General features: G+C 50.7%; 20 protein-coding genes and 1 pseudogene. 10 read left to right on the top strand and 11 right to left on the bottom strand.

Going from position 1 to position 21,270, the window contains the following annotated elements; genetic code table 11:
* Window positions 1-146 precede the first annotated feature (146 nt).
* Both mobB and mobA read right to left on the bottom strand, forming a co-directional pair.
* A complete protein-coding gene (gene mobB / locus OGV52_RS00720; protein WP_029139699.1) occupies window positions 147-665 on the bottom strand; it encodes a molybdopterin-guanine dinucleotide biosynthesis protein MobB in 519 nt (172 codons plus the stop codon).
* Window positions 647-1,231: a molybdenum cofactor guanylyltransferase MobA gene (gene mobA / locus OGV52_RS00715; RefSeq protein WP_131351631.1), complete on the bottom strand. Its 585-nt coding sequence runs from the start codon at window positions 1,229-1,231 to the stop codon at window positions 647-649. Before mobA ends, mobB begins: the two co-directional genes overlap by 19 nt.
* Window positions 1,232-1,300: 69 nt before the next feature.
* Between mobA and OGV52_RS00710 the strand changes: the two genes are divergently transcribed.
* The 3 genes from OGV52_RS00710 (at window position 1,301) to dsbA (ending at window position 3,273) form a co-directional block, all read left to right on the top strand.
* Window positions 1,301-1,570, top strand: a complete 270-nt coding sequence (locus OGV52_RS00710) for a YihD family protein (protein ID WP_003028616.1) — start codon at window positions 1,301-1,303, stop codon at window positions 1,568-1,570.
* Between the two features lie 76 nt (window positions 1,571-1,646).
* On the top strand, window positions 1,647-2,633 hold the full coding sequence (locus tag OGV52_RS00705) for a serine/threonine protein kinase (RefSeq protein WP_103848140.1): 987 nt from the start codon (window positions 1,647-1,649) through the stop codon (window positions 2,631-2,633).
* A gap of 16 nt (window positions 2,634-2,649) precedes the next feature.
* Window positions 2,650-3,273 carry a thiol:disulfide interchange protein DsbA gene (gene dsbA / locus OGV52_RS00700; protein ID WP_016155156.1) on the top strand — a complete coding sequence of 208 codons (624 nt, stop codon included), beginning with the start codon at window positions 2,650-2,652 and terminating at the stop codon, window positions 3,271-3,273.
* Window positions 3,274-3,286: 13 nt separating this feature from the next.
* Here dsbA and yihG read toward each other — a convergent pair whose 3' ends face one another.
* On the bottom strand, window positions 3,287-4,147 hold the full coding sequence (gene yihG, locus OGV52_RS00695; RefSeq protein WP_233623861.1) for a 1-acylglycerol-3-phosphate O-acyltransferase, YihG family: 861 nt from the start codon (window positions 4,145-4,147) through the stop codon (window positions 3,287-3,289).
* Here yihG and OGV52_RS00690 point away from each other — a divergent pair.
* From OGV52_RS00690 to spfP, 3 genes are all read left to right on the top strand, one after another.
* Complete coding sequence (locus OGV52_RS00690; RefSeq protein WP_019077950.1) at window positions 4,041-4,376, top strand: hypothetical protein; 336 nt, start codon at window positions 4,041-4,043, stop codon at window positions 4,374-4,376. The two genes, yihG and OGV52_RS00690, sit on opposite strands and share 107 nt — an antisense overlap.
* 215 nt (window positions 4,377-4,591) lie before the next feature.
* Window positions 4,592-7,378, top strand: a complete 2,787-nt coding sequence (gene polA, locus OGV52_RS00685) for a DNA polymerase I (protein ID WP_049041369.1) — start codon at window positions 4,592-4,594, stop codon at window positions 7,376-7,378.
* 166 nt (window positions 7,379-7,544) lie between these two features.
* Entirely contained in the window at window positions 7,545-7,592 is a 48-nt protein-coding gene (gene spfP / locus OGV52_RS23495; RefSeq protein WP_071892919.1) for a small protein SpfP, read from the top strand.
* Between the two features lie 119 nt (window positions 7,593-7,711).
* Here spfP and yihA read toward each other — a convergent pair whose 3' ends face one another.
* Entirely contained in the window at window positions 7,712-8,344 is a 633-nt protein-coding gene (gene yihA, locus OGV52_RS00680; protein WP_005121851.1) for a ribosome biogenesis GTP-binding protein YihA/YsxC, read from the bottom strand.
* Between the two features lie 209 nt (window positions 8,345-8,553).
* Here yihA and OGV52_RS00675 point away from each other — a divergent pair.
* The 3 genes and pseudogenes from OGV52_RS00675 (at window position 8,554) to hemN (ending at window position 10,979) form a co-directional block, all read left to right on the top strand.
* Window positions 8,554-8,802 (top strand): annotated as a pseudogene (locus tag OGV52_RS00675) (hypothetical protein).
* 105 nt (window positions 8,803-8,907) lie between these two features.
* Window positions 8,908-9,417, top strand: coding sequence for a Der GTPase-activating protein YihI (gene yihI, locus OGV52_RS00670; RefSeq protein WP_019077947.1), 510 nt, complete (start codon window positions 8,908-8,910; stop codon window positions 9,415-9,417).
* A 188-nt stretch (window positions 9,418-9,605) separates the two neighbouring features.
* Entirely contained in the window at window positions 9,606-10,979 is a 1,374-nt protein-coding gene (hemN, locus tag OGV52_RS00665; RefSeq protein ID WP_016157864.1) for an oxygen-independent coproporphyrinogen III oxidase, read from the top strand.
* Between the two features lie 87 nt (window positions 10,980-11,066).
* On the opposite strand, the gene OGV52_RS00660 is transcribed toward hemN, so the two are convergent.
* The 4 genes from OGV52_RS00660 to glnA form a co-directional block, all read right to left on the bottom strand.
* Window positions 11,067-11,177 (bottom strand): YshB family small membrane protein, encoded by a 111-nt coding sequence (locus OGV52_RS00660; RefSeq protein ID WP_003028631.1) that lies wholly within the window; start codon window positions 11,175-11,177, stop codon window positions 11,067-11,069.
* Between the two features lie 112 nt (window positions 11,178-11,289).
* The gene (gene glnG, locus OGV52_RS00655; protein WP_200052248.1) at window positions 11,290-12,699 is read right to left on the bottom strand and encodes a nitrogen regulation protein NR(I); all 1,410 of its coding nucleotides are present in this window, start codon (window positions 12,697-12,699) and stop codon (window positions 11,290-11,292) included.
* Window positions 12,700-12,710: 11 nt separating this feature from the next.
* Window positions 12,711-13,760, bottom strand: a complete 1,050-nt coding sequence (gene glnL, locus OGV52_RS00650) for a nitrogen regulation protein NR(II) (protein ID WP_016155163.1) — start codon at window positions 13,758-13,760, stop codon at window positions 12,711-12,713.
* 203 nt (window positions 13,761-13,963) lie between these two features.
* Complete coding sequence (glnA, locus tag OGV52_RS00645) at window positions 13,964-15,373, bottom strand: glutamate--ammonia ligase (protein ID WP_003028638.1); 1,410 nt, start codon at window positions 15,371-15,373, stop codon at window positions 13,964-13,966.
* Between the two features lie 380 nt (window positions 15,374-15,753).
* Here glnA and typA point away from each other — a divergent pair, with 380 nt between their 5' ends.
* Complete coding sequence (gene typA, locus OGV52_RS00640; RefSeq protein ID WP_008786988.1) at window positions 15,754-17,577, top strand: ribosome-dependent GTPase TypA; 1,824 nt, start codon at window positions 15,754-15,756, stop codon at window positions 17,575-17,577.
* Window positions 17,578-17,646: 69 nt separating this feature from the next.
* On the opposite strand, the gene ompL is transcribed toward typA, so the two are convergent.
* The 3 genes from ompL to OGV52_RS00625 form a co-directional block, all read right to left on the bottom strand.
* Entirely contained in the window at window positions 17,647-18,339 is a 693-nt protein-coding gene (ompL, locus tag OGV52_RS00635; protein ID WP_049282321.1) for a porin OmpL, read from the bottom strand.
* A gap of 66 nt (window positions 18,340-18,405) precedes the next feature.
* Window positions 18,406-19,827 (bottom strand): MFS transporter, encoded by a 1,422-nt coding sequence (locus OGV52_RS00630; protein ID WP_016155165.1) that lies wholly within the window; start codon window positions 19,825-19,827, stop codon window positions 18,406-18,408.
* Window positions 19,828-19,873: 46 nt separating this feature from the next.
* Entirely contained in the window at window positions 19,874-21,256 is a 1,383-nt protein-coding gene (locus tag OGV52_RS00625; RefSeq protein WP_103848135.1) for an MFS transporter, read from the bottom strand.
* Between the last annotated feature and the right edge of the window lie 14 nt (window positions 21,257-21,270).

Here is a 21,270-nt window from a genome sequence, read left to right as displayed (position 1 = left end):
ATGCGAGAGTAGGGAACTGCCAGGCATCAAATAAGTGAAGAAGCCCATCCTGCCGGATGGGCTTTTTTGCGTCTGCAGGGGATGAAAACTGCCGGAGGTGACCTCCCGCCTTATCCGGCCTACAAAGGCGTATCACGACACAGCAGCTATCTTCTTATCCATTGCGTAACAAAATCGGCAACTTGCTGTATATCGTTGATATCTAACAATGGAACATCCACCGCAAGCGGAATATCACTGGCAACCGCGATAACATAGTTGTCTAACGCCAGGTCCTCTGGACTGTGCCCGCAACCGTCGCGAAAAAGAACGATCTTAGCAACAGGTTCATGCTTAAAGCCCTCAACCAACACCATATCCAGTGTAGAAGCATCCATCCTGCTTACCAGGTACGCTAAATCCAGTTCAGGCTCTTCCGGGGTTTCTACCATTAATGCCCAACGCTGCTGGCTGGCGACCAGGGTTTGCGCTGCACCGGCTTTGCGTAGCTCATAGCTATCTTTGCCGGGCTTATCAACATCCATATTGTGATGAGTATGCTTAATCAATCCGGGACGAATGCCTCTGGCACGTAGCTCCGGGATCAATTTTTTAAGCAGCGTAGTTTTTCCTGTTCCACTCCATGCTGCTATAGCGAGTAATGGGATCATGATTTGTCCTGCCATTTTGCAAGTTCTTCAGGGGTGTTCACGTTCACGAACGCATCTTTATGATCGCTGAAATCGACAGCATGACCGCCAGCCTGGCGCATAAAGACCATAACGCGTCTTTCACCGGACTGAAGATAATCTTGTAGCAAGGGTTGCATGGTGCGGTGCATTAGCGCAATGGTCGGATGATCTCTTTCCCCATCATGCACCCAGACAACCGGTGCAGCTTTGCGCTGTTCCTTCAAACGTTTGACCAGATCGTGAGGAATATAGGGCATATCGCACGGGCAGAACAGAAACCACTCCCCCGCTTGCTGCAGGAATACCGATAGCATCCCGGCCAGTGGGCCAGGGAAATCGGCCAATGAATCAGGGATAACTTTCAGGCCGCTTTGTTGGTAAATATCCCGGTGGCGATTGGCATTAACCACCACGGTTTCGACCTGTAAAGCGAGGGTATCGGCTACGTGCCGCCAAAGAGGTTTACTGTCCAGCTCAAGCAGACCTTTATCGGTTCCGCCCATCCGTCTGGCCTTACCGCCTGCCAGCACAACCCCTGTTATTGCACTATCCAGAATCACTGATATCGCCTCTTTTAATGTGGGATTGACCCTGCTAACGTATCTGTATTGAGCCTAAGGAGCACAACCATGAAATGTAAACGTCTGAATGAAGTTATTGAACTCCTCCAGCCGGCCTGGCAGAAGGAACCCGATCTTAACCTGATGCAATTTTTACAGAAACTGGCGCAAGAGTCAGGTTTTGACGGCGAACTGGCGGATTTAACTGATGACATTCTGATCTATCACCTGAAAATGCGTGACTCGGCGAAAGACGCCGTCATCCCAGGTATTCAGAAAGATTATGAAGAAGATTTTAAAACCGCACTACTCCGCGCACGTGGCGTAATTAAAGAGTAAAAGCTTGTAATCGCCACCACCGAAAGCGCTGCGAAATGATATCCTGAATCATTCGTAGTATTTTCCGGATGATGGGATGAACGACAACGCTTTTAATTTCCAGACGCTACACCCGGATACCATCATGGATGCACTGTTTGAGCAGGGGATCCGGGTGGACTCCGGGCTTACCCCGCTTAACAGCTATGAAAACCGTGTCTATCAATTCCAGGACGAAGACCGTCGACGCTTTGTCGTTAAGTTTTATCGCCCTGAACGTTGGTCTGTCGATCAGATCCAGGAAGAGCACCAGTTTGCTCTGGAACTGGTAAGCGATGAAGTCCCGGTAGCTGCACCGCTGATACTAAGCGGCCAAACGCTGTTAAGCCATCAGGGTTTCCATTATGCGATCTTCCCCAGCGTCGGCGGGCGGCAGTTTGAGGCCGACAATATCGATCAGATGGAGGCGGTGGGGCGCTATCTGGGACGTATGCATCAGACCGGATGCAAGCGTACTTTTGCCTTTCGCCCGACGATTGGCCTTGAAGAATACCTGACTGAGCCGCGTAAGCTTTTTGAACACGCACAGTTGATCCCATCAGGGCAAAAAGCGGCTTTCCTGAAGGCAACGGATGCGCTTATCGCGGTCGTAACCGAACGCTGGCATGCACGTTTTACCACGCTACGTCTGCACGGTGATTGTCATGCCGGTAATATTCTGTGGCGCGATGGTCCGATGTTTGTCGATTTAGATGATGCCCGCAATGGCCCGGCTGTTCAGGATTTATGGATGCTCCTCAATGGCGATAAAGCTGAACAACGCATGCAGCTTGAAACCATTATCGAGGCTTATGAAGAGTTTAGTGAGTTCGACACCTCTGAAATCGGACTGATAGAACCTTTACGCGCTATGCGTTTAGTTTATTATCTTGCCTGGCTAATTCGACGTTGGGCTGACCCTGCGTTTCCAAAAAACTTCCCGTGGTTAACCGGGGAAGATTACTGGCATCGTCAGACCGCGACCTTTATTGAGCAGGCAAAAATTCTGCAAGAGCCCCCCTTACAATTAACGCCAATGTATTAATCGGAGAAATTTGAACATGAAAAAATTATGGCTGGCGCTGGCTGGTATGGTTTTAGCTTTTAGCGCATCTGCAGCGCAGTTCCAGGATGGCAAACAATACATCACTCTGGAAAAGCCTGTTGCGGGTGAACCGCAAGTGTTGGAGTTCTTCTCCTTCTACTGCCCGCACTGCTATCAGTTTGAAGAAGTTCTTCACGTCTCTGATAACGTGAAGAAAAAACTGCCTGAAGGCACCAAGATGACCAAGTACCACGTCGAGTTTCTGGGGCCTTTGGGCAAAGATCTGACGCAAGCTTGGGCCGTTGCTATGGCGCTGGGCGTTGAAGATCAAGTAACCGTTCCGTTGTTTGAAGGTGTTCAGAAAACCCAGACCGTTCAGTCTGTAGCTGATATCCGTAAAGTGTTTGTCGACGCGGGTATTAAAGGTGAAGACTATGATGCGGCATGGAACAGCTTCGTGGTGAAATCACTCGTGGCGCAGCAGGAAAAAGCGGCGGCTGATTTACAGCTGCAGGGCGTTCCGGCAATGTTCGTGAATGGCAAATATCAGGTAAATCCGCAGGGCATGGATACCAGCAGCATGGATATCTTTGTACAACAGTATGCGGATACTGTGAAGTATCTGGTTGGTCAGAAGTAAAAGCAAAAGCCGGTCACTTGTGCTGACCGGCTTTTTCATATGAGGCTTTAATCGCGTCGAGCTGCGCGTCTTTCTCACTCCACAGCGTATTAAGCCATAGCTGAAACCGACGCTTGAATCCCTTATCGTTCACGTAATCACCGTGCAACTCTTCATGAATTGGCTCCAGATTTACCCGCACGACAATACGCGTTAGCTTACCGCTCAGCATATCGTAGAACGGTCGGCTGCTGTTTTCCGGATAGCACAACGTGACGTTCAACATTTTATCGAACTGCGACCCCAGTACGTTCAATGCCATCGCAATACCGGCCGCCTTTGGAGGGAGCAAGTTTTGATAAGGAGAGCGGGTTTGCTCACATTTCTCTTTGGTAAAACGTGAACCTTCGACAAAATTCACAATAGTTGTCGGGTGTACGCGAAACTTCTCGCAGGAACGACGCGTTGTTTCGACATCTTTACCGCGCCGTTCTGGATGACGGAGCAGGTAGCCTCGCGAATAGCGTTTCATAAACGGCATATCCAGCGCCCAGCAGGCCAGGCCAATAAAGGGCACCCAGGCCAGTTGTTGCTTGAGGAAATATTTATTCATTGGGATGTGCTTACGGAACAGAACGCAAAGCACAACGATGTCAGCCCAGCTGTAATGGTTACAAATGAGCAGATACCAGTTTTTCTTGCTAAGACCTTCCAGTCCCTCGACATCCCACTTCAGTCGCGGATTGAGGTGTAGCAGTAGCGCCAGACCTTCACACCAGCAGTACATCATGAAATTACAGAAGACAGAAACCTTGCGCCAGACAACGGGAACGGGCAAAAGGAGTTTTACAACTCCGGCAAGGATGATCGGCACAGAACAAAAAATCGTGACCAATATGGTCAATACGATACTCAGCAACAGCGTTATCGCAGCGAGTATTCTCGTCATAATTAAATTATTCAAAAGGTTAGCCATAGATAGTGCGCTAAAGAGGCGCAAGGGGCTGATTTTATCAGAAAACGAACCAAATGATGGATCTTCCCTGAATAGAAAAAAAGGGAATATCTATCCACATCAGGATATAAGCTGTATAAATGGAATAAAATGCTACGCATTTATTTAAGCTTCTGAAATATATATATAAATAAAATGACGTGTTAATTTCATTGCTATATTTAAAGAGCTGAAAATTATTTATTCACAAAGTTATCCACAGTCTTCTTTGCGAGCAAAGCAGAAGATCTACAAAAGTTTTTCGACAAATGCGGCGAAAAACTCATGTTTTCATCCTGTCTGTGGCATCCTTTACCCATAATCTGATAAACAGGCACGGACATTATGGTTCAGATCCCAGAAAACCCACTTATCCTTGTAGATGGCTCCTCTTACCTGTATCGCGCATACCATGCGTTCCCGCCGCTGACCAACAGTGCAGGAGAACCTACTGGCGCGATGTATGGTGTCCTCAACATGCTGCGTAGCTTGATTCTGCAATATCAGCCGACCCATGCTGCGGTGGTATTCGACGCTAAGGGTAAAACCTTCCGTGATGAGTTATTCGAACATTACAAGTCACACCGCCCACCCATGCCGGACGATCTGCGTGCGCAGATTGAGCCTCTGCATGCGATGGTAAAAGCGATGGGGTTGCCACTGCTGGCCGTTTCGGGCGTGGAAGCAGACGATGTCATCGGTACGCTGGCGCGAGAAGCAGAGAAGGTGGGTCGTCCGGTGCTGATTAGTACCGGTGATAAAGATATGGCTCAGTTGGTGACGCCGAATATCACCCTGATTAACACCATGACCAATACGATCCTCGGCCCGGATGAAGTGGTGAATAAATATGGTGTTCCACCAGAACTGATCATCGATTTCCTGGCGCTGATGGGGGATTCCTCAGATAACATCCCTGGCGTTCCTGGCGTAGGTGAAAAAACCGCGCAGGCTCTGCTGCAGGGGCTGGGGGGGCTGGATACCCTCTATGCTGAATCAGACAAAATCGCGGGGCTGACTTTCCGTGGTGCGAAAACTATGGCGGGCAAGCTTGAGCAGAATAAAGAGGTAGCGTACCTCTCTTATCAATTAGCTACCATCAAAACGGATGTTGAACTGGAGTTGACCTGCGAGCAGTTGGAAGTACGTCAGCCGGCAGCGGATGAACTGCTTGGCCTGTTTAAACAGTACGAATTCAAGCGTTGGGTTACTGACGTTGAAGCGGGTAAATGGCTACAGGCGAAAGGAACGAAGCCGGCGGCAAAACCACAGGAAACTATCGCCGTCGATGAAACGCCTGAGGGGCCGGCCACGGTTCTCTCGTATGATAACTATGTGACAATTCTGGATGAAGCGACGCTGGAAGAGTGGATTGCGAAGCTGAAAAAAGCGCCTGTCTTTGCCTTCGATACTGAAACTGACAGCCTGGACAACATCTCTGCGAATCTGGTTGGCCTGTCTTTTGCCATTGAACCGGGTGTGGCTGCATATGTTCCTGTTGCCCACGATTACCTGGACGCCCCCGATCAGATCGCTCGCGACCGCGCGCTGGCATTGCTGAAGCCGCTGCTGGAAGATGAGAACGCGCATAAAGTCGGGCAAAACCTGAAGTACGATCGCGGTATCCTGGCGAACTATGGCATTGAACTGCGTGGCATCACCTATGACACCATGCTCGAATCCTACATTCTTAACAGCGTCGCTGGCCGACACGATATGGACAGCCTGTCGGACCGCTGGCTGAAACATAAAACCATCACCTTTGAAGAGATCGCCGGAAAGGGCAAAAACCAGCTGACCTTTAACCAGATAGCGCTGGAAGAAGCCGGACGTTACGCTGCGGAAGACGCCGACGTTACGCTACAGCTCCATCTCAAAATGTGGCCAGAATTGCAGCAGCATAAAGGACCGCTGAACGTCTTTGAAAATATCGATATGCCGCTGGTTCCTGTTTTGTCTCGCGTTGAGCGCAACGGTGTGAAAATCGATCCGGCTGTTCTGCACAAACATTCAGAAGAGCTGACGCTGCGTTTGAACGAGCTGGAGCAAAAAGCGCACGAGATCGCCGGAGAAGCGTTTAACCTCTCTTCCACCAAGCAACTGCAAACTATCCTGTTTGAAAAGCAGGGTATTAAGCCGCTGAAGAAAACCCCTGGCGGCGCGCCATCAACGTCGGAAGAGGTACTGGAAGAGCTCGCGCTCGATTACCCATTGCCGAAAGTGATCCTGGAATATCGCGGCTTAGCAAAACTGAAGTCGACCTATACGGATAAGCTTCCGTTGATGATTAACAAGAAAACCGGGCGCGTTCACACCTCCTATCACCAGGCGGTGACCGCTACCGGGCGCTTGTCATCCACGGATCCAAACCTGCAGAACATCCCGGTACGTAATGACGAAGGTCGTCGTATTCGTCAGGCGTTTATTGCGCCAGAAGACTACGTGATTGTCTCTGCGGACTACTCACAGATTGAACTGCGTATCATGGCGCATCTCTCGCGTGATAAAGGTCTGCTTACCGCATTTGCCGAAGGGAAAGATATTCACCGCGCAACGGCGGCGGAAGTCTTTGGCTTACCGCTGGATTCCGTGACTGGTGAACAACGCCGCAGCGCGAAAGCCATCAACTTCGGTCTGATCTACGGGATGAGTGCCTTTGGTTTGGCGCGCCAGTTGAATATTCCGCGTAAAGAAGCACAGAAGTACATGGACCTCTACTTCGAACGCTACCCTGGCGTGCTGGAATATATGGAACGCACCCGTGCACAGGCAAAAGAGCAAGGTTATGTCGAAACGCTGGAAGGGCGTCGTCTCTATTTACCGGATATTAAATCCAGTAATGGCGCTCGTCGCGCTGGTGCAGAGCGCGCGGCAATTAACGCCCCGATGCAGGGTACTGCCGCAGACATTATCAAACGAGCCATGATTGCGGTGGACGGATGGCTGCAAACCGAGCAACCACGTGTGCGCATGATCATGCAGGTACACGATGAACTGGTGTTTGAAGTGCATAAAGATGACCTCGAAAGCGTCTCTAAAAAGATCCATCAACTGATGGAAAACGAGACCCAGATTGATGTGCCGTTGCTGGTGGAAGTCGGTAGTGGCGAAAACTGGGATCAGGCGCACTAAGGGTTTACTGAATAACGCCCCTTTTTCGTAACTAAGCAACATAAGATAGAACTTTTTGTGATGTCCATTAGAATTCCCTATGTAAGGAATGAAAAAAAATTACAAAAAGTGCTTTCTGAGCTGCTCAAAAAAGAGTAAAGTTATTCACGTAGGGTACAGAGGTAAGATGTTCTATCTTTCAGACCTTTTACTTCACGTAATCGGATTTGGCTGAATATTTTAGCCGCCCCAGTCAGTAATGACTGGGGCGTTTTTTATTGTGCGAAAGAAAAGTTTCGTACAGGCTGTAGGCCGGATAAGACGCGCAACGGCGCTATCCGGCATATCGGTGGGTTACTCCCCGTCCTGCATCTCTTCAATCGGCGCCAGTTCACTAAACCAGCTATCCAGCTTCTGCCGAAGTTTGTCCACGCCCAGTTTTTTCAGTGATGAAAATGCTTCTACCTGTACATCACCGTTAAATGCCAGTACGGCTTCACGTACCATATTCAACTGGGCTTTGCGCGCACCGCTGGCCAGCTTGTCTGCTTTAGTCAGCAGTACCAGAACCTGAACGTTGCTCTCAACCGCCCACAAGATCATCTGCTGGTCGAGGTCTTTTAGCGGGTGACGAATATCCATCAGTACCACCAGACCTTGCAGGCTCTGACGTTTTTCCAGATATTCAGCCAGCGCGCGCTGCCATTTGCGTTTCATCTCTTCCGGAACTTCGGCATAACCGTATCCTGGCAAATCGACCAGGCGTTTGCCGTCAACGACTTCAAACAAGTTGATGAGCTGAGTACGACCCGGCGTTTTCGATGTACGCGCCAGACTCTTTTGATTCGTCAGGGTATTTAGCGCACTGGATTTGCCTGCGTTGGAACGGCCAGCAAAAGCCACTTCGATACCGGTATCGGAAGGTAAGTGGCGAATATCAGGCGCACTCATCACAAAGTGCGTCTGTTGATAATTCAAGTTAGTCAAAGCAGTCCTCTCCATCAATCAGGGCTTTGCAGCGATTATACCTGAACCCCAGCAAAAGGCTGGTTTTTCGACGCGTAGGCTATGTAAGTAAAAACCTCGCACTTTGTGAGACATTGCCGATAGTTTCTATACGAGATGACAGAGTAAAAAATGACGTAACTAAAATAAATCATATAGTTAAGATAAGGCACTATTCTTAAAGTCCGAAATTGTTACCCAGGTTACTTGTACGTTTAAACCAAAGCGGTAAAGTAGCGCCCATAGCGAGGAAGCTGACAGGATAGTCGACTCAGGATGAGGGTCAGGAGCGCCAGGAGGCGAAGACACAGGATTGTCAGGGAGACAAACGTCTGGAGACGTTAGTAAAAGGAAATGGAAACAACACGGAATGTTTCAGGCTAAGGGAAAAACAGGGTGTGTTGATAGCCAACAGGGATTGTAGAGCCCGTAAGGGTTGAGAGTCAGGAAAAAAGGCGACAGATTACTCTGTCGCCTTTTTTCTTTATTTCTGCTAGATTCCGGCGCAATTATATACTGAATAAAACAGCCAAAGACGAATCATGATGAAACCAACTTCTACACCACGCGGTAAAGGTCCTGCAAAAGCGCGTCGTAAAACACGCGAAGAAATTAATCAGGAAGCTCGCGACCGTAAGCGCCAGAAAAAACACCGTGGTCATGCGGCGGGTAGCCGTGCGTCCGGTAGCGAAGGCGCATCTGGTGGCGGAAACCAAAATAAGCAAAAAGATCCTCGTATTGGCAGCAAAAACCCCATTCCATTGGGCGTGACCGAAAAAGTCACCAAACAGCACAAACCGAAGAGTGAGAAACCTATGCTTTCACCACAGGCTGAGTTGGATTTACTGGAAACGGATGAGCGCCTGGATGCGCTGCTGGAGCGTCTTGAAGCAGGAGAAACCCTGAGCGCGGAAGATCAGACCTGGGTTGATGCCAAGCTGGACCGCATTGATGAGCTGATGCAAAAGCTGGGTCTTTCTTACGATGACGAGGAAGAAGAGGAAGAGGAAGAAAAGCAGGAAGACATGATGCGTCTGCTGAAAGGCGGCAACTAACGGTTTTACACCGTGGGTCTTCCCGTCCTGCTTATAACCCTTCCGGTTATATGTTATCTGGTGTGGTTATTCGTTAAACTACAGCGGTTGTCGCGGCGACAGAAGTGGCTGCGCAACCGGCTTATCACCCGCACTGGGGTTAAGCCGGTACGCCGTACCCGCCAGAGACGCCATCGGAAGGAGTGAGCATGTCAGAGCAGTTAATAGACTGGGACCTGGCCCTGATCCAGAAATATAACTATTCCGGGCCACGATATACCTCGTACCCGACCGCGCTGGAGTTTTCTGAAGACTACGGCACAGAAGCATTTCTAAAGGCCGTGGCGCGTTATCCTGAGCGTCCGCTCTCGCTGTACGTTCACATCCCGTTCTGCCACAAACTGTGCTACTTCTGTGGCTGCAACAAGATTGTGACTCGCCAGCAGCATAAAGCAGATCAATATCTCGATGCCCTGGAACAAGAAATTATCCATCGCGCACCGCTGTTCGCCGGACGCCATGTCAGCCAGCTGCACTGGGGCGGCGGCACGCCAACGTATCTGAATAAAGCGCAAATCAGCCGTTTGATGTCACTGCTGCGTGGTAATTTCAACTTTAACGACGATGCCGAAATCTCGATCGAAGTGGATCCGCGTGAAATCGAGCTGGATGTCCTTGATCATTTACGCGCTGAAGGTTTTAACCGTTTGAGCATGGGAGTGCAGGACTTCAACAAAGAAGTCCAGCGCCTGGTGAACCGTGAGCAGGATGAAGAGTTTATCTTTGCGCTGCTGAATCATGCGCGGGAGATTGGCTTTACCTCAACGAACATCGATCTGATTTATGGCCTGCCAAAACAGACGCCAGAGAGCTTCGCCTTTACCCTGAAACGCGTGGCTGAGCTGAATCCAGACCGTCTGAGCGTCTTTAACTACGCGCACCTGCCGACGCTGTTTGCTGCCCAGCGCAAGATTAAAGATGCCGACCTGCCCAGCGCGCAGCAGAAGCTGGATATCCTGCAGGAGACCATCTCTTCACTGACCGAAACTGGCTATCAGTTCATTGGCATGGATCACTTTGCCCGCCCGGATGACGAACTGGCCATTGCTCAACGCGAGGGCGTTTTGCATCGCAATTTCCAGGGCTATACCACCCAGGGGGATACCGATCTGCTGGGGATGGGCGTATCGGCCATCAGTATGATTGGCGACAACTACGCGCAGAATCAGAAAGAGTTGAAGCACTATTACCAGCAGGTAGACGAGCAGGGGAATGCGCTGTGGCGCGGAATTGCCCTGACCCGCGACGACTGCATTCGTCGGGATGTTATTAAGCTCCTGATCTGCAATTTCCGCCTCGACTATGCCGCCGTGGAACAGCAATGGGATCTGAACTTCGCTGACTATTTTGCCGAAGACCTGAAACTGCTGGCGCCGCTGGCGAAAGATGGGCTGGTGGATGTGGATGAGAAGGGGATTCAGGTTACGCCGAAGGGGCGTCTGCTGATTCGTAATATTTGCATGTGCTTCGATGCATATCTGCGCCAGAAAGCGCGTTTGCAGCAGTTCTCGCGCGTTATTTAGCCGGGTTGCCCGGTGGCGCTTCGCTTACCGGGCCTACGAAATCTCAATACGTAGGTCGGGTAAGCGAAGCGCCACCCGACAAACCCGCTAGCTGAACAGCCCAACCAGCGCCGCACACAGCACGGCGGCAACCGCAGTTTGTGGCGTATGGCTTTCAACCGCACCGCTCGATAGCAGATTTATCATTGATTCCAGCATGATGACTTCCCCCCGTTTGCCGGGCACGATCATACTTAACTCATCGGAACAGTAAAGCGCAAAATAGCAGCAATTTGCGCTCAATTATCAATCTTTACACAGTGACCGATCGTCACTCCATTCCGAGTTCTTTTAACTTACGCGTCAAGGTATTACGGCCCCAACCGAGCAGGCGTGCGGCTTCCTGTTTGTGCCCCTGGGTATGACGTAGCGCGGTGGTCAACAGCGTGCGCTCCATTTCAGGTTGAGCCTCAGAAAGCAGGTTTTGATGACCGGAACGTAATGCCCGATCTGCCCACTGTGCCAACAGGGTTGCCCAGCTGTCTGGCTGCATATTGGACGGCACGTCAGGCACGGTGGTTTCAAACAGTTCGGTCGGTAAGTCCTGAATGAGTACTTCCTGTCCGGCGGCCATTACGGTTAACCAGCGACAGGTATTCTCAAGCTGACGCACGTTTCCCGGCCATGACAGACGGGTGAGCGCCGCCTCGGTTTCAGTGTGTAATTGTTTGGCTTCTACTCCCAGTTCGCGGGCGGCCTCCTGCAGGAAATGACGCGCCAGGCGTGGGATATCTTCCCGACGTTCGCGCAGTGGCGGCAGATGCACCCGGATGACGTTCAGGCGATGGAATAAGTCCTCACGGAATTTGCCTTCCTGCACCCGCAGTTCCAGGTTCTGGTGCGTGGCGGCGATAATACGTACGTCCACCTTCACAGGCGCATAACCGCCAACGCGGTAAAACTGTCCATCGGCTAATACGCGCAATAAACGTGTCTGCACGTCCAGCGGCATATCGCCAATTTCATCGAGGAACAGCGTGCCGCCGTCTGCCTGTTCAAAGCGCCCCTGACGAATCGTATTCGCCCCGGTAAACGCCCCTTTTTCATGGCCAAACAGCTCAGACTCGATCAAATCTTTCGGAATAGCAGCCATGTTCAGCGCGATAAACGGTGCTTTGACGCGCGGGCTATGACGGTGCAACGCATGGGCGACCAGCTCTTTACCGGTCCCGGACTCTCCGTTAATCAATACGCTGATTGAAGAACGGGACAGGCGACCAATAATGCGAAAGACGTCTTGCATTGCCGGTGCTTCGCCGATGATGTCGGTTGTTGGGCCGTTGATCTGAACATTACGCGGTTGCTGCTGTTCCTGATAATGGCTGATGGCGCGTTCGACCAGCGCCACGGCTTCATCAATATCAAAAGGTTTGGGCAGATAATCAAACGCCCCTTGCTGGTAGGCGCTGACGGCAGCATCCAGATCGGAGTGTGCGGTCATTATGATGACCGGAAGCATCGGATGCCGCTGTTTGATCTGTTTTAACAGCGTCAGGCCGTCCATGCCCGGCATGCGGATATCCGACAGCAGTACGTCCGGCGTTTTGCTGGCCAGCGCGTCCAGTACCTCTTTACCACTCTCAAATGTAGTGCAGCTTAGTCCTGCCCCTGCGAGCGCACGTTCAAGCACCCAACGGATGGAACTATCGTCATCAACTACCCAGACTATTCCTCGTTGCATAAACGTCACCTTTATTTCCTGATAGGCAGGTAAACCGAGAACTCGGTATGACCCGGCCAACTGGTAAATTCAATTTTGCCGGAATGTTGATCAATCAAATTACGGGCGATGGATAATCCAAGGCCGGTACCGCCTTCGCGACCGCTGACCATTGGGTAGAACAGCGTGTCCTGCAAATGCGAGGGAATTCCCGGACCGTTATCCTCAACATCAATCCGCGCCGCCAGACGATAACGCATACCGTGCAGCGTGAGCTGAAACGCGGTGCGGGTACGCAGAATAATTTCGCCACCTTCCGGTCCCAGCGCCTGCAAAGCATTGCGCACGATGTTCAGCAAAACCTGCTCGATCTGGTCCGGGTCGTGCAGTAATTCAGGCAGACTCGGGTCGTAATCACGAATCAGCGTGACGTTTTCCGGCAGCTCCATCGAGACCAGCGCCACCACGCGCTCCGCCACTTTGTGAATACTTTCTGTGACGTGCATTCCCGGCTGTTGTGGTCCCAGCAGACGGTCGACCAGATTACGCAGGCGGTCGGCCTGCTCAATAATGACTTTGGTATATTCGGTCAGCGCCGGGTCCGGAAGCGCTTTACTGAGCAGTTGCGCCGCGCCGCGTAATCCACCCAGCGGGTTTTTAATTTCGTGCGCCAGGCCGCGCACCAGATCGCGGGCAGCAATCTGCTGGGCGTGCTGGAGCTGTTCCTGGCTCAGACGGCGCTGGTTATCCATTGGCGCCATCTCCAGCAGGATAAGGCCATCAGGCAGCCTCTGAGCGGTCACAGAGAGGATGTGTGAGTGGCTATCTATCACCAGCGTCACTTCGTTATCCGTAAAGCCCTGGCCTGCTTCCAGGCTCTCTCGCATCAGCCCGATGTTTAAGGAGAAATAACTCAACAGATCCGGAAGTGGGGTACCAAACAGTTTGCGGGAGCTTTGGGCGAGCAGCTGTTGTGCCGCCGGGTTGGCGTAATGTACCGCCAGCTCATCGTCGACGAGTAAGATGCTGTTGATTAAAGAATTGAGGATCTGCCCAGCATCGGGCAGCGTGCCGGTTGCCATTCAGCAGTCTCCTGAAAAGTGTTGCACCAATTTAGTGCATTATAGCTTTTTACATCAAAAAAGCGCGAGGAAGCAGGTTGTTAGTGGAGAAAAAAGCCCATCCTGGGATGGGCTAAAAGTTCCACGGCAACTTAAAGACTCTATATTTTTCTTGCTACAGCCGCGTGGGTCGCAACAAGAAATCTACGGAGTATTGGTACTAATTAAACGCTGTAGTACAGCTCAAACTCTACCGGGTGCGGAGTCATACGCACGCGGTCATCTTCTTCGCGACGCAGCGTAATGTACGCATCGATCGCTTCATTGGTGAACACGCCGCCTGCAGTCAGGAACTCGCGGTCCAGATCCAGTTCTTTCAGTGCTTCTTCCAGAGAACCAGCAACCTGTGGGATCTCTTTCGCTTCTTCCGGCGGCAGGTCGTACAGGTTTTTGTCCATGGCTTCGCCTGGGTGGATCTTGTTCTTAATACCGTCAAGACCCGCCATCAGCAGTGCTGCGAAGCACAGGTACGGGTTAGCAGCCGGGTCCGGGAAACGCACTTCGATACGACGCGCTTTCGGAGAAGCCACTACCGGAATACGGATAGAAGCAGAACGGTTACGGGCAGAGTAAGCCAGCATTACCGGCGCTTCGTAGCCTGGGACCAGACGCTTGTAAGAGTTGGTGGTTGGGTTAGCCAGGGCGTTGATCGCTTTAGCGTGTTTGATTACGCCGCCGATGTAGAACAGCGCCTGCTCAGACAGACCCGCATATTTGTCGCCAGAGAACAGGTTTACGCCGTTCTTGGACAGGGACATGTGGCAGTGCATACCGGAACCGTTATCGCCAAACATAGGTTTTGGCATAAAGGTCGCGGTTTTACCGAAACGGTGAGCGACGTTGTGAACCACATATTTGTAGATCTGAATTTCGTCCGCTTTTTTGGTCATGGTGTTAAAGCGGGTCGCGATTTCGTTCTGACCTGCGGTCGCCACTTCGTGGTGATGCGCTTCAACAACCAGGCCCATTTCTTCCATGATCAGACACATGGTAGAACGGATGTCCTGAGAAGAATCTACCGGAGGAACTGGGAAGTAACCGCCTTTCACGCCAGGACGGTGACCTTTGTTACCACCTTCGTATTTGGTGGAGGAGTTCCATGCGCCTTCGATGTCATCGATAGCCACGTGGGAACCGGAAATGGACGCGCCGAAACGGATGTCGTCAAACAGGAAGAACTCTGGCTCAGGCCCGAACAGAACGGTGTCTGCGATGCCGGTAGAACGCAGATACTCTTCAGCGCGTTTAGCGATGGAGCGCGGGTCGCGGTCGTAGCCCTGCAGCGTACCTGGTTCCAGGATATCGCAACGGATGATCAGGGTGGACTCTTCATAGAACGGGTCGATGAGTGCAGTAGACGCATCTGGCATCAGAACCATGTCTGATTCGTTAATGCCTTTCCAGCCACCGATTGAGGAGCCGTCAAACATTTTGCCTTCTTCAAAGAATTCGGCATTTACCTGATGAGCAGGAATAGTGACGTGCTGTTCTTTACCTTTGGTATCAGTGAAGCGTAAATCAACAAACTTCACTTCGTGTTCGTTCAGCATCGTCAAAACGTGTTCAGCGGACATACTTACTCTCCCGGATTGGTCATGGTCGTCGTGGTAACGAAGTCTTCAATTCTGCAAAAAATTGGCCGTGTCGCCGTAAAAAATATAAAGCGAAATCTGTGCCAACTTTTAAATTGCCCCTAAAAGGCGTTATCATGCGCACTATCGTGCAAAGGGGCTGCACCATGAAGGTTGTATTGCACCATTATAGTGCTTTAATGTGAACATTAAGCACCATATTGGTGCAAAGCATGTCAGATTACCCCTTTTAACGCTCCGTGAATGTGATCACAAAGAAACTCTGCAATACTTGTTTGCGGAGGATGTTTGTGATCCAGTTTTGTACTGCGATTAATCCGTGTACAATAACGCGCTATTTCTAAAATGCCTGAGGCAAAGTTGTGATCGAAAATTTGCGTAACATCGCCATCATCGCGCACGTAGACCATGGTAAAACGACCCTGGTAGACAAGCTGCTCCAACAATCCGGTACGTTCGATGCACGTGCTGAAACCCAAGAGCGCGTGATGGACTCCAACGATTTGGAGAAAGAGCGTGGGATTACCATCCTCGCTAAAAACACCGCTATCAAATGGAATGACTACCGTATCAACATCGTTGATACCCCAGGGCACGCCGACTTCGGTGGTGAAGTTGAACGTGTAATGTCCATGGTCGACTCCGTGCTGCTGGTGGTGGATGCAATGGATGGTCCGATGCCGCAGACGCGCTTCGTGACCAAAAAAGCCTTTGCCCATGGCCTGAAGCCAATTGTTGTTATCAACAAAGTTGACCGCCCTGGCGCGCGTCCTGACTGGGTTGTTGATCAGGTATTTGACCTGTTCGTTAACCTCGACGCTACCGACGAGCAGCTGGACTTCCCGATCGTTTACGCTTCCGCGCTGAACGGTATCGCAGGTCTGGATCACGAAGATATGGCTGAAGACATGACTCCGCTGTATCAGACCATCGTTGATCGTGTTCCGGCTCCAAGCGTAGACCTTGATGGCCCGCTGCAGATGCAAATCTCTCAGCTGGACTACAACAACTACGTTGGCGTAATCGGCATCGGCCGTATCAAACGCGGTAAAGTTAAACCGAACCAGCAGATCACTATCATTGATAGCGAAGGCAAAACCCGTAACGGTAAAGTCGGTAAAGTTCTGACCCATCTGGGTCTGGAACGTATCGAGAGTGATATTGCCGAAGCGGGCGATATCATCGCGATCACCGGTCTGGGCGAACTGAACATCTCCGACACCATCTGCGACCCGCAGAACGTCGAAGCGCTGCCGGCTCTGTCCGTTGATGAACCGACCGTAACCATGTTCTTCTGCGTAAACACCTCCCCGTTCTGTGGTAAAGAAGGTAAATATGTTACCTCTCGTCAGATCCTTGACCGCCTGAACAAAGAGCTGGTGCATAACGTTGCGCTGCGCGTCGAAGAAACCGAAGATGCGGATGCGTTCCGTGTATCCGGTCGTGGTGAGCTGCACCTGTCTGTTCTGATCGAGAACATGCGTCGTGAAGGTTTCGAAATGGCGGTTTCCCGTCCGAAAGTAATCTTCCGCGAAATCGACGGCCGTAAACAAGAGCCGTTCGAAAACGTAACGCTGGACGTAGAAGAGCAGCATCAGGGTTCTGTCATGCAGGCTCTGGGTGAGCGTAAAGGCGACCTGAAAAACATGAATCCAGATGGCAAAGGTCGCGTACGTCTTGACTACGTGATCCCAAGCCGTGGTCTGATCGGCTTCCGTTCAGAATTCATGACCATGACCTCCGGTACCGGTCTGCTGTACTCCACCTTCAGCCACTACGACGATGTTCGTGCGGGTGATGTGGGTCAGCGTCAGAACGGCGTACTGATCTCCAACGGCCAGGGTAAAGCAGTTGCGTTCGCACTGTTCAGCCTGCAGGACCGCGGTAAGCTGTTCCTGGGTCACGGTGCTGAAGTTTACGAAGGCCAGATCATCGGTATTCACAGCCGCTCTAACGACCTGACTGTAAACTGCCTGACCGGTAAGAAACTGACCAACATGCGTGCGTCCGGTACTGACGAAGCAACGGTTCTGGTTCCGCCAGTTAAGATGACTCTGGAGCAGGCTCTGGAATTCATCGATGACGACGAACTGGTAGAAGTTACCCCAACCTCTATCCGTATCCGTAAGCGTCACCTGACTGAAAACGATCGTCGCCGTGCAATGCGTGGCGCGAAAGAAGAGTAATTAACGCTCTTTCTCAGGTAAGCATAAAAAAGCCGCTGATTTCAGCGGCTTTTTTTATCATCAGGAGAATTAGAAGAAATACTTTGCCCCAACACGAATCTGGTTTTGTTCGCGATGATAGGGTTCAACATTGCGATCTAACCAGCGTAATTCAAGGTAGGGTAACCAGTGTTCATTGATACGATACTTAAAGGTATTGGTAATTTCCCAGTGATGATCTTTTCCATTGCTGCTATTGAAGTCATTGACTCGCATAAAATAGTGCGGTTCAAAGGTATAGGAAAATTTATCGGTAATGATAAAGTTCCAGTAGTTGCCTATTTCATAGGTATCATTATTATCCAGCTCACCGTTTAGGTCGGTTGAACTGTAGTTATTATGGTTATATCGATTACGCACGGTAAGATTAAACCACGGAGTAAATTTATAGTTAACATCCAGATAAACAGCACCACCTGAGCCAATACTCTTATCGTTTATTAACCCTCCAGGCTGGATTGTTAATTTATCTGTCGGTTTAAATAACGGGTACCAACCCTCTATTTCGTTATAGCCGTGTTTTAACTCATCCTTGCGCTGCATAGTGTAGGTATTCGTGAGCATGATACCTGCGCCCATATCGGAGTTATAGCCAACGCGCAGCATGACCTCCATTTGGTCGGAGGCCAGGTTATATGCTTCGCGGTTTTCTACATAGGCTCCAGCGAAAGCAGAGGTTGATACCACAGAGGATAAGAGAATTATTGTCGTTAATTTTTTCATGATAAATCCATTTTTTACGCGTAGGGAGGCCGCCATCCATTGGGATGGAATAGGCGGCAATTATTTTTATACGTTTACAGCAGAGGTGTTCTTTTTATTAGTAATAGGGTCCGGTTGGATGTTGTTTTTCTTCCGTTGGCTGATTTCCTCAATAATAAAAGCAAAACGAGTTTCGTTGAGCTTATAAAAGAAGCCCATCGTGAGTGCTGCAATAATTGCAAGTCCGCAAGGCCAGAGGAAAATAAGCTGACGTAAACCGAGCAGTGTGGCATCACTCTGGACTATGTTGGGGATATAACCGATTTGCGTCAGCATGATGCCCGGTAGGAAGCCTGCGAGCGCAGCAGAAATTTTGCGAGAAAAGGTATAACCCGTATACACCGAACCTTCTGCACGGATCCCCGTTTTCCATTCGCCATAATCGACCGTATCCGGAACCAGTGCCCAGTTTAGACTGTTAACAAAAGCGGTTCCGAAGAAGGCCATGCAAGAGAACGTGACGAATAAAAATGACGTACTGCCCCAGAAAAAGTTCAGCACATCACCGATAGCCCATAGCGCCAGGCCACCGAGGTAAACCTGCTTTTTACCGAAGCGTTTTACAGCTGTGGGAACCAGCAGTACCCCAACCAGAATGCATCCCATGCTGAAGAAACCCATCCACGACAGCAGATGAATATCGTTGAGCACGTACTGGGTGTAATACACCTGGATCGCCAGCTTGATGTTGAATGCCGCCAACGTGCACAGATTGGCGACACACAGCACCAGCAGTGGAGGGTTACGGAAAATGGCGCAGAACGACTTGAGAATGCTGGGTTTATGGTGATCCGGCACGATTTCGATATAGCGCTCCTTCACACCGCTAAAACACCACCACATGCTGAACAGTCCGCAGACGGAGAAGATCAGTGCGGCAATCAGATAACCCAGCGAAGGTGAACTAACAAATAGCGCCTGAATAGGCATAAAGCCAACAGTACACAGTAACAGGCCTACGGTAGCGCCGCCCTGACGCCAGGCGGCGAGCTGAGCTCGTTCATGCGGGTTTTTCGTGATCGCGGGCACCATCGCGCCGTAGGAGCAGTTCATCAGGCTATAGAACAGCCCGAACAGCATAAACAACACTGTCGCCAGTCCGGTTTTCACCGTTAGCGTAAAATCTGTCGCTAAAAACTGCGCGCTGGCAACGACAGCAACAGGAAATGATGCATACAAAATAAAGGGCCTGAATTTCCCTTTTGCGCCAATATTACGCCTTGAGTCCAGCAACACACCGGTCAACATATCAGTGAAAGCGGTGAAGAACTTCGCCACCAAAAAGATAATCCCACCGTAATACGCCGGCATCCCTAGTTCATCGGTATAAAATTTAAGCAGATACAGCGTACCGATACACAGCATCAAATTTGAGCCGAAGTCACCCACTCCGTAGGCGAATTTTTCACGCAGGCTCAGTTTTAGCGTTAGCGGATCATGAAAAGACATAATCGCTCCTCAATAGCGCCCCGTAGAGCGCTATTCATTATTATTATCAAACGGGTTGTTTACGCGCTTCTATCTCTTCAACGATGCGGACATACATCTTCTCGTTAAGGTTGTAGAAACAGCCCATAGCTACAATGGTGATCACCGCCAAGGCGCAGGGATAAATAAAGATCAACTGACGCAATCCTTCGACCGTACTTGCAGATTGCACCACATTGGGGATGTAGCCGATTTGCGTCAGCATCCATCCCGGGAAGAATCCTGCCAGCGCTTGTGACACTTTACGGAAGAAGGTGAAACCGGTGTATACCGTACCTTCAGAGCGTACGCCGGTACGCCATTCGCCATATTCCACGGTATCGGAGACCAGCGCCCAGTTCAGGCTGTTGACGAATGCCGAGCCGAAGAACGCCAGACAAGAGAACGCGACAAAACTGACGGAGCCGCCGCCAAAGAAGTAGTTAAGCAGATCGCCCGCCACCCAAATCAGCAAACCGCCGATGTAGACTTTTTTCTTGCCGAAACGTCTGACCATGCCAGGCATCAAGAAGACGCCGATGAAGATACAACCCATGCTAAAAAAGCCCATCCAGGAAAGGAGGATCGGGTCATTAAGAACGTACTGGGTGTAGTAGACCTGAATCGCCAGCTTGACGTTAAACGCGCCAAGCGTGCAAAGGTTGGCAATGCACAGAATAAACAGCGGGCGGTTACCGGCGATGGCGCGAAAGGATTGCAGCAATCCCGGTTTTTGCGCGGCATCAACGGGTTTCACTTCCACGTAACGTTCTTTTACCCCGGCATAGCAGAGCCACATAAACAGCAGGCCAAACAGAGAAAACAACGTGGCGGCGAAGATATAACCCAGCTGCGAGTTGCCTTCGATCAGGTTCATTACGGGAACAAAACCGACGGTACACAGCAACAGACCAAGGGTTGCGCCACCTTGCCGCCAGGCGGCAAGCGACGCGCGTTCGTCAGGATTTTTCGTAATCGCGGGAACCATCGCACCATAAGAGCAGTTCATCATGCTGAAAAACAATCCGTACAGCATAAACAGCACCGTTGCCATGACCGTTTTACCGGTTACTTCAAACGGTGTACCGACAAAGTTTGCAATCGCCAGCAAGGTAACCGGAAATGCGGCATAAAGAACGAACGGACGGAATTTTCCCTTCGGGCCGATTTTGCGGCGGGAATCAAGCATAATCCCGGTGCCCATATCGGTAAACGCGGTAAAAAACTTGGCGATGAGGAAAATGATACCGCCATAAGTTCCAGGTAAACCAAGGACATCGGTATAAAACTTGAGTAAATAGAGCGTACCAATATCCAGCAGGATATTGGAGCCTAAATCACCCATCCCATAGGCGAGTTTTTCTTTGAACGGCAAGCGTAGGGTTGCCGGATTAGAGGAAGTCTGACTCATTATTATTCTCCATG

Source organism: Citrobacter sp. Cb041 (assembly GCF_030336655.1).
In the GTDB taxonomy this organism is placed as follows: Bacteria; Pseudomonadota; Gammaproteobacteria; order Enterobacterales; family Enterobacteriaceae; genus Citrobacter; species Citrobacter braakii.
This window is presented reverse-complemented; position numbering and strand designations above follow the sequence as displayed.

What these genes read in the sequence shown, in the direction of transcription:
- glnG (WP_200052248.1), bottom strand. Translation starts at nt 12,699, where the DNA reads ATGCAACGAGGAATAGTCTGGGTAGTTGATGACGATAGTTCCATCCGT.
- hemN (WP_016157864.1), top strand. Translation starts at nt 9,606, where the DNA reads ATGTCAGAGCAGTTAATAGACTGGGACCTGGCCCTGATCCAGAAATAT.
- glnA (WP_003028638.1), bottom strand. Translation starts at nt 15,373, where the DNA reads ATGTCCGCTGAACACGTTTTGACGATGCTGAACGAACACGAAGTGAAG.
- ompL (WP_049282321.1), bottom strand. Translation starts at nt 18,339, where the DNA reads ATGAAAAAATTAACGACAATAATTCTCTTATCCTCTGTGGTATCAACC.
- OGV52_RS00660 (WP_003028631.1), bottom strand. Translation starts at nt 11,177, where the DNA reads ATGCTGGAATCAATGATAAATCTGCTATCGAGCGGTGCGGTTGAAAGC.
- polA (WP_049041369.1), top strand. Translation starts at nt 4,592, where the DNA reads ATGGTTCAGATCCCAGAAAACCCACTTATCCTTGTAGATGGCTCCTCT.
- OGV52_RS00630 (WP_016155165.1), bottom strand. Translation starts at nt 19,827, where the DNA reads ATGTCTTTTCATGATCCGCTAACGCTAAAACTGAGCCTGCGTGAAAAA.
- glnL (WP_016155163.1), bottom strand. Translation starts at nt 13,760, where the DNA reads ATGGCAACCGGCACGCTGCCCGATGCTGGGCAGATCCTCAATTCTTTA.
- OGV52_RS00710 (WP_003028616.1), top strand. Translation starts at nt 1,301, where the DNA reads ATGAAATGTAAACGTCTGAATGAAGTTATTGAACTCCTCCAGCCGGCC.
- OGV52_RS00705 (WP_103848140.1), top strand. Translation starts at nt 1,647, where the DNA reads ATGAACGACAACGCTTTTAATTTCCAGACGCTACACCCGGATACCATC.
- OGV52_RS00625 (WP_103848135.1), bottom strand. Translation starts at nt 21,256, where the DNA reads ATGAGTCAGACTTCCTCTAATCCGGCAACCCTACGCTTGCCGTTCAAA.
- OGV52_RS00690 (WP_019077950.1), top strand. Translation starts at nt 4,041, where the DNA reads ATGAAATTACAGAAGACAGAAACCTTGCGCCAGACAACGGGAACGGGC.
- dsbA (WP_016155156.1), top strand. Translation starts at nt 2,650, where the DNA reads ATGAAAAAATTATGGCTGGCGCTGGCTGGTATGGTTTTAGCTTTTAGC.
- yihI (WP_019077947.1), top strand. Translation starts at nt 8,908, where the DNA reads ATGAAACCAACTTCTACACCACGCGGTAAAGGTCCTGCAAAAGCGCGT.
- mobB (WP_029139699.1), bottom strand. Translation starts at nt 665, where the DNA reads ATGGCAGGACAAATCATGATCCCATTACTCGCTATAGCAGCATGGAGT.